A 16,939-nucleotide genomic window follows, 5' to 3' on the forward strand; every position below is an offset into this window, starting at 1 on the left:
CTGCGCTTCACGTTGCTGCGCAACATGAGCCTTCGCCGCAAGAAGTGCCCCTTCGGGTGGAAAAGACACGCTGGGGCTTGTGGCTTCGGCCGCTGCGCTTCACGTTGCTGCGCAACATGAGCCTTCGCCGCAAGAAGTGCCCCTTCGGGTCACTTCTTGTCGCGCAGTTCGCGGCGCAGGATTTTGCCCACGGGGGTCTTGGGCAGTTCGGTGCGGAACTCGATCACCTTGGGCTGCTTGTAGCCCGTGAGGTTGGCCTTGCAGTATTCCTTGACCTGGGCTTCGGTGAGGGCGGGGTCTTTCTTGACGATGACGAGCTTCACCGCCTCGCCCGTCTTTTCGTCGGGCACGCCCACCACGGCGCACTCCAGCACGCCAGGCATGTCGGCCACCACTTCTTCGACCTCGTTGGGGTAGACGTTGAAGCCACTGACCAGCACCATGTCCTTCTTGCGGTCCACGATCTTGAAGTAGCCGCGCGCATCCATCACGCCCACGTCGCCCGACTTGAAGTAGCCGTCTTCGGTCATGACCTTGGCGGTTTCGTCAGGGCGCTGCCAGTAGCCCGCCATGACCTGTGGGCCCTTGATGGCGATTTCGCCCGACTGGCCCAGGGTGGTCACTTCGCGACCATCGTCGTCCAGCAGCTTCATGAGGGTGCTGGGCAGCGGCACACCGATGGTGCCCGTGAATTCCTTGGCCGTCACGGGGTTGCAGCTGACGATGGGCGAGGTCTCCGACAGGCCGTAGCCTTCGCAGATGGGGCAACCCGTCTTTTCCAGCCAGAGCTTGGCCACGGCGCCTTGCACCGCCATGCCACCGCCCACCGAAACCCGCAGGTTCTTCCAGTTGACGGTGTTGAAGTCCGGGTGGTTGGCCAGGCCGTTGAACAGCGTGTTCACCGCCGGGAAGCTGTGGAAGGTGTGCTTGGACAGCTCCTTGAGCACCGCAGGCAGGTCGCGCGGATTGGGGATGAGGATGACTTTGCCGCCGGTGCGCATGCCCAGCATCATGTTCACCGTGAAGGCGAAGATGTGGTACAGCGGCAGGGCGCAAATGCTGGTGGGCTGCTCGCCCGCGGGCAGCGATTTCATCACTGGCTCGTTCCAGGCCTCGGCCTGCAGCACGTTGGCAATCACGTTGCGGTGCAGCAGCACGGCGCCCTTGCTCACGCCGGTGGTGCCGCCCGTGTATTGCAGCAGCGCGATGTCGTCGGGCTTGATGTCCACCGGCTTGAACGTGCCGCGCTGGCCCTTGGCAATGGCGTCATTGAAGCGCACGGCGCCGGGCAGGCTGTATTCAGGCACCAGCTTCTTGACGTTGCGCACCACGTAGTTGACCAGCATGCCCTTGAGGAAGCCCAACTGGTCGCCCATGGCGCACAGCACCACATGCTTGACGGGCGTGTTGGCAATGCAGCTTTGCAGCGTGGTGGCAAAGTTCTCGATGATGACGATGGCCTTGGAGCCGGAGTCCTTGAGCTGGTGTTCCAGCTCGCGCGGTGTGTACAGCGGGTTGACGTTGACCACCACAAAGCCTGCGCGCAGCACAGCGGCCACCACCACGGGGTACTGGGGCACGTTGGGCATCATGATGGCCACGCGGTCGCCCTTGACCAGGCCCTGGCCCTGCAGGTAGGCGGCAAACGCACGGCTGAGCGCATCGGTCTGCGCAAAGCTGATGTCCTTGCCCATGAAGCTGTAGGCCACGCGGTCTGCGTATTGGCGGAAAGCCTCATCCATCAACGCGACCAAAGAGGCGTACTGCGTGGGGTCAATGTCTGCGGGAACGCCTTGGGGGTAAGCAGCCAGCCAGGGGCGGTCGGTCATTTATTTGTCTCCTGAAAAGTTTTTCTGGGGCCTGGACAGCACAGTCATTTTCAGCACGACCGTGCTTTTCCTGAGATCGGATTATGCCCGTCAGGCTTTGAGCGCTGCGAGCACCTCGTCCAGCATTTTCTTGGCATCGCCAAAGAGCATGCGGTTGTTTTCCTTGTAGAACAAGGGGTTGTCTACCCCGGCATAACCCGAGGCCATCGAGCGCTTCATCACGATGGAGGTCTTTGCCTTCCACACCTCCAGCACCGGCATGCCGGCGATGGGGCTGGTGGGGTCGTCCTGCGCGGCGGGGTTCACGATGTCGTTGGCGCCGATGACGATGGCCACGTCGGTGTCCGGGAAGTCCTCGTTGATCTCGTCCATCTCCATCACGATGTCGTAAGGCACCTTGGCCTCGGCCAGCAGCACGTTCATGTGGCCGGGCATGCGGCCCGCCACCGGGTGGATAGCAAAGCGCACCTGCACGCCCTTGTCGCGCAAGGTCTTCACAATGTCGTTGACCGTGTGCTGCGCCTGGGCCACCGCCATGCCATAGCCGGGCACGATGATCACGCTCTTGGCATCGCGCAGCAGCTCGGCCGTCTCGGCGGCTGTCACGGGCACCACTTCGCCCTGCGGCTCGGCGCTTTCACCGGTCTGGCCCTTCTTGGCGGGCGCGCCAGCCCCGGAGCCAAACCCCCCGGCAATCACGCTGATGAAGTTGCGGTTCATCGCGTTGCACATGATGTAGGACAGGATCGCACCCGAGGAACCTACCAGCGCACCGGTCACGATGAGCAGGTCATTGCTGAGCATGAAGCCCGTGGCCGCCGCCGCCCAGCCCGAGTAACTATTGAGCATGGACACCACCACAGGCATGTCGGCCCCGCCAATGGCCATGACCATGTGGATGCCGAACAGCAGCGCAATCGCCGTCATCACCATCAGCGGCACCATACCTTGCTCGATGGTCTCCGCGCGCAGGAACTCACGGCCAAACCAGATCACTACCAGCAGCGCCACCAGGTTGAGCCAGTGGCGGCCGGGCAGCAGTAGTGGCTTGCCGCCGATCTTGCCGTTGAGCTTGCCAAAGGCGATCAGCGAGCCACTGAAGGTGACCGCGCCAATCAGGATGCCGACATAGATCTCCACCTCGTGGATGATCTTTTCCGCGCCCTGCAGCTGGATGGAGGTATCGACATAGCTGGCAAACCCCACCAGGCAGGCCGCCAAGCCCACCAGGCTGTGCATGAGCGCCACCAGCTCGGGCATCTGCGTCATCTTGACGACCTTGGCCGCATAGAGGCCAATGCCGCCGCCAATGACCAGCGCGCCGACGATCCAGGCCACGCCCGCCGGGCTGACGCGTGGGCCAAACACGGTGGCCAGCACAGCCAGCGCCATGCCGACCATGCCGAACAGATTGCCCCGGCGGGAGGTTTCAGGATTGGAAAGCCCACCCAGGCTCAGGATGAACAAAATGGCCGCGCCCAGGTAGGCGACGGTAGCGAGACTTTGGGACATGTTCTGTGCTCCTCGTTGTTCTTGTCGTTATCGGATTACTTGCGGAACATGGCCAGCATGCGGCGCGTGACTGCAAAGCCGCCGAACATGTTGATGGCCGTGAGCACCAGGGCCGCAAAGGCCAGCCACAGGATGAGCCCGTCAGGCCGTCCGTTTACCCCCGCATCGGGCGGCGCAATCTGCACCAGCGCGCCGATGGCGATGATGCTGGAGATGGCGTTGGTCACGCTCATCAGCGGCGTGTGCAGCGCGGGCGTGACGTTCCACACCACCATGTAGCCGATGAAGCAGGCCAGCACGAACACCGTGAAGTGCCCCAGGAAGGCCACGGGCGCATAGGCGCCGACGGCCCAGAACAGCACGGCCATCACGGCAAAAACGATGGTCAGCGTCTTGGCGGACATGGGCGCGCCCGTGCCGTGGCCATGGCCCGATTTCTTTTCAACCACCGGGGCCGCTGCCTTGGGCGCGGGCGCTGGTGCCTGCTTGAGCGGCGGGGCGGGCCAGGTGATGGCGCCGTCCTTGACCACGGTGAGGCCACGGATCGCGTCGTCTTCCATGTTGACCACGGCCACACCGTCCTTGGCCTTGCACAGCTCTTCGGTCAGGCGCAGCAGGTTGGTGGCGTACAGCGTGGACGACTGCTTGGCCAGGCGCGAGGCCAGGTCGGTGTAGCCGATGATGGTCACGCCATGGCGCACCACGGCCTCGCCGGGCACGGTCAGCTCGCAGTTGCCGCCCTGCTCGGCGGCCATGTCCACAATCACGCTGCCGGGCTTCATGCTCTGCACCATCTCAGCGGTGATGAGCTTGGGCGCGGGTTTGCCGGGGATCAGCGCGGTGGTGATGATGATGTCGGCGTCCTTGGCCTGCTCAGCGTACATCTTGCGCTGCGCGGCCTGGAAGCCTTCGCTCATGACCTTGGCATAGCCGCCGCCGCCCGAGCCTTCTTCCTCGTAGTCCACCTTGACGAACTCGCCGCCCAGCGACTTGACCTGGTCAGCCACCTCGGCGCGCGTGTCGTTGGCGCGCACGATGGCGCCCAGGTTGGCGGCCGTACCAATGGCGGCAAGGCCCGCCACACCCGCGCCTGCAATGAACACCTTGGCCGGTGGCACCTTGCCTGCCGCCGTGATCTGGCCGTTGAAAAAGCGGCCAAACGCATTGGCCGCCTCGATCACTGCGCGGTATCCGCTGACCCCGGCGGTGGAGGTGAGCGCGTCCATTTTCTGGGCGCGGGACAAAGTGCGTGGCAGGCAGTCGATGGCCAGCACCGTGGCCTTCTTCAGGGCCAGCTGCTGCATCAGATCGGGGTTCTGGGCAGGCCAGATGAAGTCGATGAGGGTGGTGCCCTCGCGCATCAGCGCCACTTCCTCGCTGCTGGGCGGGCGCACCTTGAAAACGATGTCTGACGCAGCCCACAAAGCCGCCGCGTCGCCAGCGATTTGCGCGCCCGCAGCGCGGTAGGCGTCGTCGCTGAAATTGGCGGCATCTCCGGCCCCGGACTCCACGGTGACGGCAAAGCCCAGCTTGATCAGCTTCTCCACCACATCGGGCACGGTGGCCACGCGTTTTTCGCCAGGGAAGGTTTCACGCGGCACGCCAATGCGCTGCGGCTGTAACGTCGGACTTGTCTCCATGGGGATCTCCTCAAGTTTTGAAATCGTTATTCAGGACTACCAGCCTGGGAGGGAGCAGTCCGGCGCTAGCAAGGTGTGTCAAGCGCTTGATACTTGGCGATGCACCTTGCCGCAGCCGGCACGGTTCTCCTGGCACGAGCAGTCAGCCATCGTTCAGTTCATGGGCATTACCATTTGATCACGGGGACACCCATGTTCCCTCGATGCGGTGCGAGTTCCGGCGCTAAATAAACACCGCAGAGCTGCAGAACCATGGAAAACATGAAGCGGTATGACTTTGTACGAAATGGCGTCAATCATCCGATAACTGGCCAGACTGTAGCGCAGAGTTTCTTTCAAAGCATCCGTGATCATGGTTCGCACCGACACTCCATCCAAGTGGTGAAACATCCGCCGAACCCACTTTCAGACGGACTGTCGAAAAAGCTGACCATGAGCTTACATGAAGAAATACTTATCACCGTCGCGTTTTGCTGATGCGAGCGTCACCCTCCAGACAGACCGAGGGGGAACGGGCTTTCGCCGCAGCAGCTGCACGAAAAAAAGCGCCCCGCCACTTCAAGTGGCGGGGCGCTGAACGCAGACAGCAGTGGCGGTGGTCAGTTCACCACTTGGGCAAGCGCGCCGGATGCGTACTGTGCAGCAATGGTTTGCAGGCTCAGCCCCTTGATCTTGGAACCCTGGCCTTCGCAGCCAAACTCCAGGTAACGCTGTTTGCACACTTGCTTGGCCGCTTCGCGGGCGGGCTTGAGCCATTCGCGGGCGTCGAACTTGTCGGGGTTCTCGAACAGGAACTTGCGCACCGCGCCAGTCATGGCCAGGCGGATGTCGGTGTCGATGTTGATCTTGCGCACACCGTGCTTGATGGCTTCCTGGATCTCGGCCACGGGCACGCCGTAGGTTTCCTTCATCTTGCCGCCGTACTGGTTGATGATGGCCAGCAGCTCTTGCGGCACAGAAGACGATCCGTGCATCACCAGGTGGGTGTTGGGGATGCGGGCGTGGATTTCCTTGACGCGGCTGATGGCCAGGATGTCGCCTGTGGGCGGACGGCTGAACTTGTAGGCGCCGTGGCTGGTGCCGATGGCAATCGCCAGCGCGTCCAACTGGGTGGCCTTCACAAACTGGGCCGCTTCCTCCGGGTCGGTCAGCATTTGGCTGTGGTCCAGCTTGCCTTCGGCACCAATGCCGTCTTCCTCACCGGCATCACCGGTTTCGAGGTTGCCCAGGCAACCCAGCTCGCCTTCCACCGTCACGCCCACCTTGTGGGCCATGTCCACCACCTTGCGGGTGACATCAACGTTGTAGTCAAAGGAAGAAGGTGTCTTGCCGTCTTCCATCAGCGAGCCGTCCATCATCACCGAGCCAAAGCCCAGGTCGATGGCGCCCTGGCAGACCTTGGGCGAAGTGCCGTGGTCCTGGTGCATCACCAGCGGAATGTGGGGGAAGGCTTCGACCGCAGCCTGGATCAGGTGCTTGATGAAGGGCTCACCAGCGTACTTGCGGGCGCCAGCGCTGGCTTGCAGGATGACGGGTGCGCCCACTTCGTCTGCGGCGGCCATCACGGCTTGCACCTGCTCCAGGTTGTTCACGTTGAAAGCGGGGATGCCATAGCCGTTGATAGCGGCATGGTCGAGCAATTCGCGCATGGAGACGAGAGGCATGGTCGTTGGGTCCGTTGAGGGTGGTAGGAGCGCCGCGGCCACCAGGGCCGGGCATTTTTTCAGGCAGCGGTTGGTAACCGCTTGGTAACTCCGGGATTTTACCCGGCTGTGAGCAGGGACTCTCGTGCGAAATCCAGACGGTAGCAGGTGGTGAATGGCGCAGGTGCCGGGGCCTTGCCAAAACGGGCCCGGTGCACCTGCGCCACCCGCGCCACAATTTCATGGCCCAGATGCAGGCTGTCCACCGGCACAGGCGCTGCGGCCACCACATCGCCCGCAGCCACCACGCGCGCGCCGTCATCGCACACCTGCAGCCAGGCACCGTGCTCCCCACCGCCCTCGCCCATCTGCACGGCAATGCGGGTGCGCGCAGGGGTGTGCTTGAGGGCGTTTTCAATCAGGTTGCGCAGCAACAAATCCAGCAGCACCGGATGGCCTCGCACCAAGAGCGCGTCTGGCGCGCTGACTTCCAGCTCGTCGCCCCGCTGCCACGCGGCCTGGGCGTATTCGGCACACGCGGTGCGCGCCAGGGCGGCCAGGTCCACACTGGCCGTGGCGCCGTCCAGTTCGGCACGGCTGGCGCGCGCCAACGCCAGCAGCTGGTTGAGCACATGCCCTGCACGCAGGGCGTCCTGGCGAATGCGGTCCAGCGCTTGCGCCTGGGCCTCGGGCGCCAGCTCGCCCCCCAGCGCGCTGGCCTGCAGCGCAATGGACGACAGCGGCGTGCGCAACTCATGCGCCACTTCGTTGGCCAGTCGGCGTTCACGGGCCATGGCCGCCTGCTGGCGGTCCAGCAAGGTGTTGATGGAAGCCTCGACCGACTCGAACTCCTTCCAGGCGTTCTGAGAGGCCAGACGCTGGTCTGCCGCGGGGTCCAGCGCAGCCACATCGTCTGACAGGGCGTACAGCGGCTTGAGCCCCCGGCGCAAAGCCAACCCCAGGGCCAACGCCACCACCGGCAGCAGCCACAGCCCGGGCTCGATCATTTGCTCGGCAATGTCCTGGGCCAACTCGTCCCGCTCGCGTACGGCCACCAGCACCATGATTTTGCGGCTGTGATCGGCATTCCACTGCGAAAAACTGCGCCAGGCCGCGGGCGGGGCGCCCAAGTTCAGATCGGCAAACCCTTCTGTCTCGTCAAACGTTGGCACCGGCGCCGAACCGCTGGCCGCCACCACGCGGCCCTCTGCGCTCCACTGCACCACGCTCAAGGATTGCTGGTAGTCGTGTGCCTTCAAGCCGGGCAGTGGTGCCCGCTGGGTGGCATGCACCCCCTCGACAGACTCGAACGCCCGCAAATTCAGCAGCAGTGACGCGACGCTGGCCAAATGTCCGTCGGTCAGCTCATCGGCCTCGTGCACACCGGTCTGGTACCCCATGAACACGAAACTGCCCCACACCGCCACCAGCGCCCCCAGCGACCACAGCAACAGGTGCTGCGTCAGCGAAGCGCTGCGCGCTGACGGGGCGGCAGCCGGAGCGATCACGCTGCCTCCTGGGGAATGAAATAGCCCACGCCGCGCATGGTGAGAATGCTGCCGCTGCCCAGCTTGCGCCGCAGGTGGTGGATGTGCACTTCCACGGCATTGCTCTCAATGGCGGCGTCCCAGCTGTACAAACGCTCCTCAATCTGCTGGCGCGACAGCACATGCCCACGCGCCTCCAGCAACACCCGCAGCACAGAAAACTCGCGCGGCGACATTTCCACCAACTGCCCGTGCAGCCGAACGGTGCGGGCGGCGGGATCCAGCTCAATGCCGCCATGGCGGATGGTGGGGGCCGCCCGGCCCGCCGCCCGGCGCAGTAGCGCGCGCAGCCGGGCATCCAGCTCGTCGATGTCAAAAGGCTTGGCCACGTAGTCGTCGGCGCCCATATCCAGTCCCGCAATGCGTTGCTGCACCTGGTCGCGGGCGGTCACGATGAGCACCGGTGTAGCCGGGTTGGGCAAGGCTGCACCCAAGGCGCCTACCGTGGCTGGCGCCGACCGCAAGCGCTGCAACAGAACGCTGCCGTCAGCGTCAGGCAAACCCAAGTCCAGCAGCACGGCGTCAAACCGCTCGGTGCGCAAAGCGCTCCAAGCACTGGCCACGTCACCACACACATCCACGGCATAGCCGCGTTGCTGCAACGTGGTGCGCAGGCCTGCGGCGATGCCTGCATCGTCTTCAATCACCAAGATTCGCATGGCCGGATTGTCACCGCAAGCCGCGGCAAGTCCGCTTCGCGTCCATTAAGACCGGGTTAAGTGCCGCCTTTTAACGTCGCGGGCATGCAGCAATCCTCTCTTTCGGGCACACAACCGCAGTCCATTTCGCAACGCCACACCCTGGTGGTCACCTTGCTTCTCCTGGCAGCCGTGGTGGCCTGGGATGCAGGAGGGCAGGACATGGCCTGGGCGAACGCCTTTGGAACCCCCTCGGGCTTCCCTTTGCGCGAGCACTGGTTTTTTGTGCAAGTGATGCACGAAGGCGCGCGCCGCATCGGGTGGCTGGTGGTGCTGGCATTGGCGCTGAGCGTGTGGTGGCCCCTGGGAATTCTTCGCCGCCTGGACGCCAGCGAGCGCCTGCAGATGGCCCTCAGCGCCTTGCTGGGCCTGGCTGTGGTGAGCGTCATCAAAAACCTGAGCAACACCAGCTGCCCCTGGGATTTGGCGGAGTTCGGCGGCGTCGCGCGCTACGCCTCGCACTGGGCGCTGGGCGTGATCGATGGCGGAGGCGGCCGCTGCTTCCCCGGCGGTCATGCATCGGCAGGTTTTGCGTTTGTGGGGGGCTACTTTGCGCTGCGCCGCAAGCAACCCGTTGCGGCACGGTGGTGGCTAGCGGGCGCGGTGCTCATGGGCTTGGTGCTGGGTGGCTCGCAGCAGGTGCGCGGTGCGCATTTCATGAGCCACACCCTGTGGACCGGTTGGCTGTGCTGGACTACCGGCTGGCTGGTGGACTTGGCTGCCGTGGCCCTGCGCCCCCGCATTGCGGCCTTTTTGCACTCTACCCCCGCACCTGTGGCCGATTGACCGGGGCCGAAGCCCCGGTTTTTAACTGGCCACGCAGATCTTGAGCATGTTGGTGCCGCCCGGCGCCCCCATGGGCTCACCGCAGGTGATGGCGTACACATCGCCCTTTTGCACGATGTTGCGGCTCTTCAAATGGCCTTCGGCCTGCTCCAGCGCCGTGTCACGGTCCGCGCTGGTGTCCATGAGCAGCGGGCGCACGTTGCGGTACATCGCCATCTTGCGCTGCGTCGCCACCTTGGGGGTGAGGGCGTAGATGGGGATGTGGATGCGGTGGCGGCTCATCCACAGGGCCGTGGCGCCGCTGTCGGTCATCGCCACGATGGCCTTGGCGCCCAGGTGGTGGGCCGTGAACAGCGCGCCCATGGCGATGGACTGGTCAATGCGGCGGAAGGTCTGGCCGGTGAAATCAGCATCGAGCTGGTGGTCTTCGGCGGCCTCGGCGGCTGCGCAAATCTTGGCCATCTCTTCCACGGTTTCGAGCGGATAGCGCCCGGCGGCTGTTTCGGCGCTCAGCATCACTGCATCGGTGCCGTCCAGCACCGCGTTGGCCACATCGCTCACCTCGGCACGCGTGGGCACGGGGTTGGTGATCATGCTCTCCATCATCTGCGTGGCAGTGATGACCACCTTGTCCATGTCACGCGCCATGCGGATCATCTTCTTTTGCAGCGCAGGCACCGCCGCGTTGCCCACTTCCACCGCCAGATCGCCGCGCGCCACCATGATGCCGTCGCTGGCGCGCAGGATGGCCTCCAGGTGCGGAATGGCCTCGGCGCGCTCGATTTTGGCGATCAGGCCCGGCTTGTGGCGGTATTCGGCAGCGGCCACGTTGCACAGCTGGCGCGCCATTTCCATGTCGGTCGCGTTCTTGGGAAAGCTCACCGCCACGTAGTCGGCCTGAAAGCTCATGGCCGTGCGGATGTCTTCCATGTCCTTGGCCGTGAGGGCTGGCGCCGTGAGCCCCCCGCCCTGCTTGTTGATGCCCTTGTTGTTGGACAGCTCACCGCCCAGCTTGACGGTGGTGTGCACCTCTTCGCCGCGCACCGCATCCACCGTGAGCACGATCAGGCCGTCGTTGAGCAGCAGCAGGTCGCCCGCCTTCACGTCGCGGGGCAGCTCCTTGTAGTCCAGGCCCACGCCGTTGATGTCACCTGGCTCGGTGCGCGAAGCGTCCAGCGCGAACTTGGCACCGGGCTCCAGAAACACCTTGCCGTCGGCAAACTTGCCCACGCGGATCTTGGGGCCCTGCAGGTCGGCCATGATGGCCACTTCGCGCCCGGCACGCTGGGCGGCAGCGCGCACCGTGGCGGCGCGATCAATGTGGTCTTGCGCCTTGCCATGGCTGAAGTTCAGCCGCACCACGTTGACACCCGCTCGGATCATCGCCTCGAGCAGTTGCGGGTCGCTCGAAGCAGGACCCAGGGTGGCAACGATCTTGGTGGCGCGGCGAGTGGCCATGGCGAGTCTCTTTCGTGTAGATGTAATCGGGTTTCAATTTTCACACGAAACCAGTTACATCCCCGTTACCAGAAAACCCTGACGCACTCCCAGGGAACGGGCTCAGCCCCGCATCAAGGCCTCGATCTCATCGGCTTCCACCGGCACATCGCGTGTGATCAGCTCACAACCGGCCTCGGTCACCACGGCATCGTCCTCGATGCGGATGCCAATGTTCCAGAACTGCTCCGGCACGCCCTCGGCGGGGCGCACGTACAGCCCAGGCTCGATGGTCAGCACCATGCCGGGGCGCAGCACGCGGCTGGGGCGGTTAGTGATGGTCTCGCCCGAGAGCGGGTCCTTGCGTTCGCTGGCCTGGCCCACCTCGCCGGGCTCCACGTAGCTGCCGCAGTCGTGCACATCCATGCCCAGCCAGTGGCCGGTGCGGTGCATGTAAAACTGGAAGTAGGCACGCTGGTCGATCACGTCCTGGGCGGTGCCCACCTTGTTCTTGTCCAGCAGCCCCAGGTCGAGCAGGCCCTGCGCCAGCACGGCCACCGTGGCGTCGTGCGGGTCGTTGAAGCGCGCACCGGCCTTGGTGGCTGCGACGGCGGCGTCCTGGCTGGCCAGCACCAGGTCATACAGCGCGCGCTGCGGGGCGGTGAACTTGCCATTGGCCGGAAAGGTGCGGGTGATGTCGCTGGCGTAGCCGTCCAGCTCGCAGCCTGCGTCAATCAGCACCAGCTCCCCATCGCGCACCGGCGCTGCATCGGCCCGGTAGTGCAGCACGCAAGCATTGGCGCCTGCTGCGACGATGGAGCCATAGGCGGGGTATTGCGAGCCGCCTTCGCGGAACGCGTGCAGCAACTCGGCATCGAGGTGGTATTCACGCACATCCTGCCCGGCACGCAACATGCGGGCAGACCGCTGCATCGCGCGGATATGGGCCTGGGCGCTGATCTGGCTGGCGCGGCGCATGATGTCCAGTTCATGCGCGTCCTTGATGAGGCGCATCTCGTCGAGCAAGGTGCACACATCGCTTTGTTGTGCTGGGCACAGTGCTCCGTAACGCACGCGGGCGCGCACGGCGTTGAGCCAGCCCTCTACCCGCGCCGCCAGACCCGTGTGCGTGGCAAAGGGGTACCAGACGCAGCTGCGGTTTTCCAGCAGGCGGGGCAGTTGGGCATCCAGCACCCCAGAGGACTGCGCGGCATCTACCCCCAGCGCTTCGGGCGCGGCGGCGGGGCCCAGGCGGTAGCCGTCCCAGATTTCGCGCTCCAGATCCTTGGGCTGGCAAAACAGCGTGCTGTGCCCCTCGGCCGTGAGCACCAGCACTGCACCGGGCTCGGCAAAGCCGGTCAGGTAATAGAAGTAGCTGTCGTGCCGGTAGATGAAGTCCGTGTCGCGGTTGCGCGGGCGTTCAGGCGCGGTGGGGATGATGGCGATGCCGCCGGCGCCCAGCATCGAGGCGAGGCGGGCACGGCGCTGGGCGTAGATGGATTGCGTTGCATTCATGTGTACATTTTGAGCCCAACTGGCGCGCCCCCGGATATGTCACAGAGAATCTGCGCCCATTGGTCCAGCGGTTGAAGGCCCTCCGCTGCCTGGCGCCGCAGCTCCTCTTTCCATCGATACGCATTCATGCTGAACTTTTTTCTGTCAACTTTCGTGCCCGCGCTCGGGGTGGTGCTCACGGCCGCCCTGCTGGTCTACGGCGTTTACTACCGCTGGGTGGATGTGCCCCAGAAGTGGCTGCTGACCCGGGAGGCCCTGGTGGCGCTCATCGTGGTGGCAGGCCTGTGCGATGTGTGGCTGGGCGTGCGCGCCTACCTGTCCCACACGGAAAAGCAGACCTGGCAAGACAGCGCTGCCGTACGCGCCAGCCGCGAACGCTTCGTGCTGACCCAGGATTTCCAATACGGCGAACTGCTCATCCCGGCAGGCAGCCTCATCAACCGCACAGACCCCTTTGACCGGGGCGAACCCCACCGCCCTCTGGCCCTGCATGGCCTGGACGCCGTGCGTTTTGCTCAGCCGGTGGAGGTGGCTGGCGTGCTGGCCACCGCCTTGCAGGTGGTGCCCATGCGGGTGGAGCTGGCCGACAACCAGCGCATCGGGCCGGTGCACCGCTATGACACGGCCACGCAGACCTGGGTGCCCAACAAGGTCATGCCCACACTGCAGTGCCGCAAGGGCCAGATCGCCCTGTTCCAGGTGCCGCACATCCCCTACGACCTGCAAGCCGAAGTGGGCAAGCCGCCGCCAGATGGCCCGGACGCCCGTTTTGCGCCCAGCCAGTGGCTGTTTCGCGGTTGCGAAAACGGCCCTGTGACCGTCCAAGCGGCCTACAACGCCGCCCAAGCCGCTTCCACGCCATGACCCTACGCAGCTGGCAACGCCGGGCGCCGGCAGCGTGCCCGTTCAGCGGTTGAGTTCGGCCAGGCGCTCGGGCGTGCCCACATCCGTCCAGCGCCCGGTGTAAATGGAAGCCCCCACGCGCCCCTGGTCCATGGCGCGGCGCAGCAAGGGGGCCAGCGGGACGGCCATGCCTGCCGGGTTGCCCGGCGGGATATCGCACCAGGGGGCAGCCAACAACTCGGCGCGCAACAGCGCGATGGTGCTGTAGGTGTAGCGCGGCGCGGGGTCGTCGGCCGGCAGGTTCAGCGCCAGGCCGGTGGCAGAGAGCCCGAAGTCACCGCGCGGGTTGTGGGCGGGGTTGGGCACCAGCCACAGGTGGGCGAGGTGGCCGCTGGCCTCGAAGGCCTGCACGGCCTGGGCATCGAACACGAAATCGGGCGCAAACACATCGCCTGCGGCCAGCCAGAACACCGGCCCCAGTTGCGGCAGCGCGCGGGCAATGCCGCCTGCGGTTTCCAGCGCCCCGCCAAAGTCCAAGCCCTCGTGGGAGTATGAAATTGATAGCTGATGGCGCTTATCCGGTGCGCCCTGCAGGCCAAAATGGCTTGAAAACCGTTCGCTGATCTGCTCCCCCAGCCAGGCTGTGTTGATCACCGCCCGGTTCACCCCCGCCTGCGCCAGCGCCTGCAAATGCCACTGCAGCAGCGGCAGGCCCTGCACCTCCAGCAGCGGCTTGGGGCAGGTGTCGGTCAGGGGGCGCATGCGCTCCCCACGGCCAGCGGCCAGCAGCATGGCGGGTACCTGGTGAACAGGGGCTGCGGTAAGGGTCGAACTCATGGAACAAGGCTTTCGGGCGCAGGGCGCAACTCGCCGCGTTGCAGGGCGTGGCGCTGCACGGTGGTGGCCTCCAGCAGCGCCAGCAGGGCATTCATCAGGGCATGGGCCTTGGCGCTGTGGTCGGCGCCAAAGTTGCACACATACACATCCAGCGTGACGGCGGCCTGCTCGGGCCAGGTGTGCACGCACAGGTGCGACTCGGCCAGCAGCACCGTGGCCGTCACGCCGCCGGGCCCGTGGGCCGTGGCAGGAAAGGTGTGAAAAACCTGCCCCACCGCCTGCAGGCCACTGGCGGCCACGGCATCCAGGCAGGCGCGGCCCAAGGCATCGGCATCGGTGAGCCAATGCGGCGCGCAGCGGCATCCGTGGAGGTCGGCAGTGAGGTGCAATCCATGCATGGGCATGCAATGTAGTGCATCACCTAGTGCATCACCCACCGGGCCTGCCATGCTGCCGCCGCGTGCCGGGCGAAGTGCCCACTGCGGCCCCGGTAAAATAAGCGGTTTCCCTGATCCCCACCCACCAGCACCCCCACAACCCATGGCCAACACCCAGCAATCCCAACAAATGGCCAATGCGATCCGCGCATTGGCCATGGACGCCGTTCAACAAGCCAACTCCGGCCACCCCGGCGCGCCCATGGGCATGGCCGACATGGCCGTGGGCCTGTGGGCTCGCCACCTCAAGCACAACCCCACCAACCCCCAGTGGTTTGACCGCGACCGTTTTGTGCTGAGCAACGGCCACGGCTCGATGCTGATCTACTCGCTGCTGCACCTCACGGGCTACGACCTGCCCATGAGCGAGCTGAAGAACTTCCGCCAGCTGCACAGCAAGACCGCAGGCCACCCCGAGGTGGGCGTGACCCCCGGCGTGGAAACCACCACCGGCCCACTGGGCCAGGGCATCACCAACGCCGTGGGCTTTGCGCTGGCTGAAAAGCTGCTGGCTGCCGAGTTCAACCGCGACGGCCATGCCATCGTTGACCACAACACCTACGCCTTCCTGGGCGACGGCTGCCTGATGGAAGGCATCAGCCAGGAAGCGATTTCGCTGGCAGGCGCCTGGAAGCTGAACAAGCTGATCGCCCTGTATGACGACAACGGCATCTCCATCGACGGCCAGGTGGCCCCCTGGTTTGCAGACAACACCGCCCTGCGTTTCGTGTCCGCCGGCTGGAACGTGATCGGCCCCATCGACGGCCACGACGCCGACAAGGTGGCAGACGCCATTGCCGAAGCCAAGAAGCAGACCGAGCGTCCTTCGCTCATCATCTGCAAGACCCACATCGGCAAGGGCAGCCCCAACCGCGCCAACACCGCCAAGGCCCACGGCGAGCCCCTGGGCGCCGAAGAAATCAAGCTCACCCGCGAAGCCCTGGGCTGGACCAGCGAGCCCTTCGTGATTCCTGAAGACGTGTACGCCGGCTGGGACGCCAAGGCCAGCGGCCAGAAGGCCGAAGCCGCCTGGAACGACCGCTTTGCTGCCTACAGCAAGGCTTTCCCCGAGCTGGCTGCCGAATTCACCCGCCGCATGAAGGGCGAGCTGCCTGCCCAGTTTGCCCAGGTGGCCGTGGACACCGTGGTGGCCGCCCACACCAAGGGCGAGACCGTGGCCAGCCGCAAGGCCAGCCAGCTGGCGCTGGAAGCCTTCACCGCTGCTCTGCCCGAGCTGCTGGGCGGCTCGGCAGACCTGACCGGCTCCAACCTCACCAACACCAAGAGCACGCCCAACCTGCGCTTTGACGCAGCGGGCGCCGTGGTCAAGAACGAAGCTGGTGTTGGCGGCCGCCACATCAATTACGGCGTGCGCGAGTTCGGCATGGCCGCCATCATGAACGGCGTGGCGCTGCATGGTGGCTTCATCCCCTACGGCGGCACCTTCCTGACCTTCAGCGACTACAGCCGCAACGCCATCCGCATGGCCGCGCTGATGAAGCAGCGCGTGATCCACGTGTTCACGCACGACTCCATCGGCCTGGGCGAAGACGGCCCCACGCACCAGTCCATCGAGCATGTGGCCAGCCTGCGCCTGATTCCCAACCTGGACGTGTGGCGCCCTGCCGACACGGTGGAAACCGCCGTGGCCTGGAGCGTGGCTCTGTCCAACCGCACCAAGCCCACGGCGCTGGCCCTGTCGCGCCAGAACCTGCAACACCTCTCGGCCGCAGCGCCCAAGCGCGTGCTGGGCGACATCAGCCGGGGCGCGTATGTGCTCTCCGAACCCGCTGACGTGGGCATCAAGAAGAAGCCCCAGGCCGTGATCATTGCCACCGGCTCTGAAGTGCAACTGGCCCTGAAGGCGCAGCGCCTGCTGGCCGACAAGAAGATCGCCGTGCGCGTGGTCTCCATGCCCAGCACCACCACGTTTGACCGCGAAGACGCCAAGTACAAGAGCAGCGTGCTGCCCGCTGGCGTGCCCCGCGTGGCCGTGGAAATGGGCGTGACCGACGGCTGGTGGAAGTACGGCTGCGCCGCCGTGGTGGGCATCGACACCTACGGTGAATCGGCCCCCGCGCCTGTGCTGTTCAAGCACTTCGGCTTCACCGAAGAAAACGTGGCCGACACGGTGCTGGTCGCCATCGGCGCGGCACGCCTGAAGCCCGCCAAGAAGGCCCGCTGACACTCCTCCTGCCCGCTGTGCCCCGCTGCC

14 protein-coding genes are annotated in these 16,939 nt (G+C 65.2%); 4 read left to right on the plus strand and 10 right to left on the minus strand.

Translation table 11 applies throughout. The features are described 5' to 3' along the window. Positions 1-149 precede the first annotated feature (149 nt). The 3 genes from IHV84_RS10990 to IHV84_RS11000 all read right to left on the minus strand — a co-directional run bounded on the left by IHV84_RS10990 (position 150) and on the right by IHV84_RS11000 (position 4,981). Positions 150-1,829 (minus strand): long-chain-fatty-acid--CoA ligase, encoded by a 1,680-nt coding sequence (locus tag IHV84_RS10990; RefSeq protein WP_198846883.1) that lies wholly within the window; start codon positions 1,827-1,829, stop codon positions 150-152. Between the two features lie 90 nt (positions 1,830-1,919). Beyond that, entirely contained in the window at positions 1,920-3,341 is a 1,422-nt protein-coding gene (gene pntB / locus IHV84_RS10995; RefSeq protein WP_198846884.1) for a Re/Si-specific NAD(P)(+) transhydrogenase subunit beta, read from the minus strand. Between the two features lie 35 nt (positions 3,342-3,376). Next, on the minus strand, positions 3,377-4,981 hold the full coding sequence (locus IHV84_RS11000; RefSeq protein WP_198846885.1) for a Re/Si-specific NAD(P)(+) transhydrogenase subunit alpha: 1,605 nt from the start codon (positions 4,979-4,981) through the stop codon (positions 3,377-3,379). Between the two features lie 252 nt (positions 4,982-5,233). On the opposite strand from IHV84_RS11000, the gene IHV84_RS11005 reads away from it, so the two are divergent. Beyond that, positions 5,234-5,458 (plus strand): hypothetical protein, encoded by a 225-nt coding sequence (locus IHV84_RS11005; protein ID WP_198846886.1) that lies wholly within the window; start codon positions 5,234-5,236, stop codon positions 5,456-5,458. Positions 5,459-5,580: 122 nt separating this feature from the next. Here the strand turns inward: IHV84_RS11005 and fba are convergent, their stop codons facing one another. The 3 genes from fba to IHV84_RS11020 all read right to left on the minus strand — a co-directional run bounded on the left by fba (position 5,581) and on the right by IHV84_RS11020 (position 8,830). Then, positions 5,581-6,645 (minus strand): class II fructose-bisphosphate aldolase, encoded by a 1,065-nt coding sequence (fba, locus tag IHV84_RS11010; protein WP_066691136.1) that lies wholly within the window; start codon positions 6,643-6,645, stop codon positions 5,581-5,583. A 98-nt stretch (positions 6,646-6,743) separates the two neighbouring features. Next, complete coding sequence (locus IHV84_RS11015; RefSeq protein WP_370541253.1) at positions 6,744-8,129, minus strand: histidine kinase dimerization/phospho-acceptor domain-containing protein; 1,386 nt, start codon at positions 8,127-8,129, stop codon at positions 6,744-6,746. Next, a complete protein-coding gene (locus IHV84_RS11020; RefSeq protein ID WP_198846887.1) occupies positions 8,129-8,830 on the minus strand; it encodes a response regulator transcription factor in 702 nt (233 codons plus the stop codon). The genes IHV84_RS11015 and IHV84_RS11020 overlap by 1 nt, the downstream gene beginning before the upstream one ends. Positions 8,831-8,914: 84 nt before the next feature. Here IHV84_RS11020 and IHV84_RS11025 point away from each other — a divergent pair, with 84 nt between their 5' ends. Continuing rightward, on the plus strand, positions 8,915-9,655 hold the full coding sequence (locus IHV84_RS11025; protein WP_198846888.1) for a phosphatase PAP2 family protein: 741 nt from the start codon (positions 8,915-8,917) through the stop codon (positions 9,653-9,655). Between the two features lie 21 nt (positions 9,656-9,676). Here IHV84_RS11025 and pyk read toward each other — a convergent pair whose 3' ends face one another. Together pyk and IHV84_RS11035 are read right to left on the minus strand one after the other, a co-directional pair. Beyond that, positions 9,677-11,113, minus strand: a complete 1,437-nt coding sequence (gene pyk, locus IHV84_RS11030) for a pyruvate kinase (RefSeq protein ID WP_198846889.1) — start codon at positions 11,111-11,113, stop codon at positions 9,677-9,679. A 102-nt stretch (positions 11,114-11,215) separates the two neighbouring features. Further along, positions 11,216-12,607 (minus strand): aminopeptidase P N-terminal domain-containing protein, encoded by a 1,392-nt coding sequence (locus tag IHV84_RS11035; RefSeq protein ID WP_198846890.1) that lies wholly within the window; start codon positions 12,605-12,607, stop codon positions 11,216-11,218. A 126-nt stretch (positions 12,608-12,733) separates the two neighbouring features. On the opposite strand from IHV84_RS11035, the gene IHV84_RS11040 reads away from it, so the two are divergent. Next, positions 12,734-13,471 carry a hypothetical protein gene (locus tag IHV84_RS11040; protein WP_198846891.1) on the plus strand — a complete coding sequence of 246 codons (738 nt, stop codon included), beginning with the start codon at positions 12,734-12,736 and terminating at the stop codon, positions 13,469-13,471. Positions 13,472-13,513: 42 nt separating this feature from the next. On the opposite strand, the gene IHV84_RS11045 is transcribed toward IHV84_RS11040, so the two are convergent. Both IHV84_RS11045 and speD read right to left on the minus strand, forming a co-directional pair. Then, positions 13,514-14,287 carry a nucleotidyltransferase family protein gene (locus IHV84_RS11045; protein WP_198846892.1) on the minus strand — a complete coding sequence of 258 codons (774 nt, stop codon included), beginning with the start codon at positions 14,285-14,287 and terminating at the stop codon, positions 13,514-13,516. Further along, complete coding sequence (gene speD, locus IHV84_RS11050; protein ID WP_198846893.1) at positions 14,284-14,685, minus strand: adenosylmethionine decarboxylase; 402 nt, start codon at positions 14,683-14,685, stop codon at positions 14,284-14,286. Before speD ends, IHV84_RS11045 begins: the two co-directional genes overlap by 4 nt. Before the next feature lie 142 nt (positions 14,686-14,827). Here speD and tkt point away from each other — a divergent pair, with 142 nt between their 5' ends. Beyond that, positions 14,828-16,909 (plus strand): transketolase, encoded by a 2,082-nt coding sequence (tkt, locus tag IHV84_RS11055; RefSeq protein WP_198846894.1) that lies wholly within the window; start codon positions 14,828-14,830, stop codon positions 16,907-16,909. Positions 16,910-16,939 lie beyond the last annotated feature (30 nt).

The organism is Acidovorax sp. IB03 (assembly GCF_016406015.1).
Classification (GTDB): domain Bacteria; phylum Pseudomonadota; class Gammaproteobacteria; order Burkholderiales; family Burkholderiaceae_C; genus Acidovorax; species Acidovorax temperans.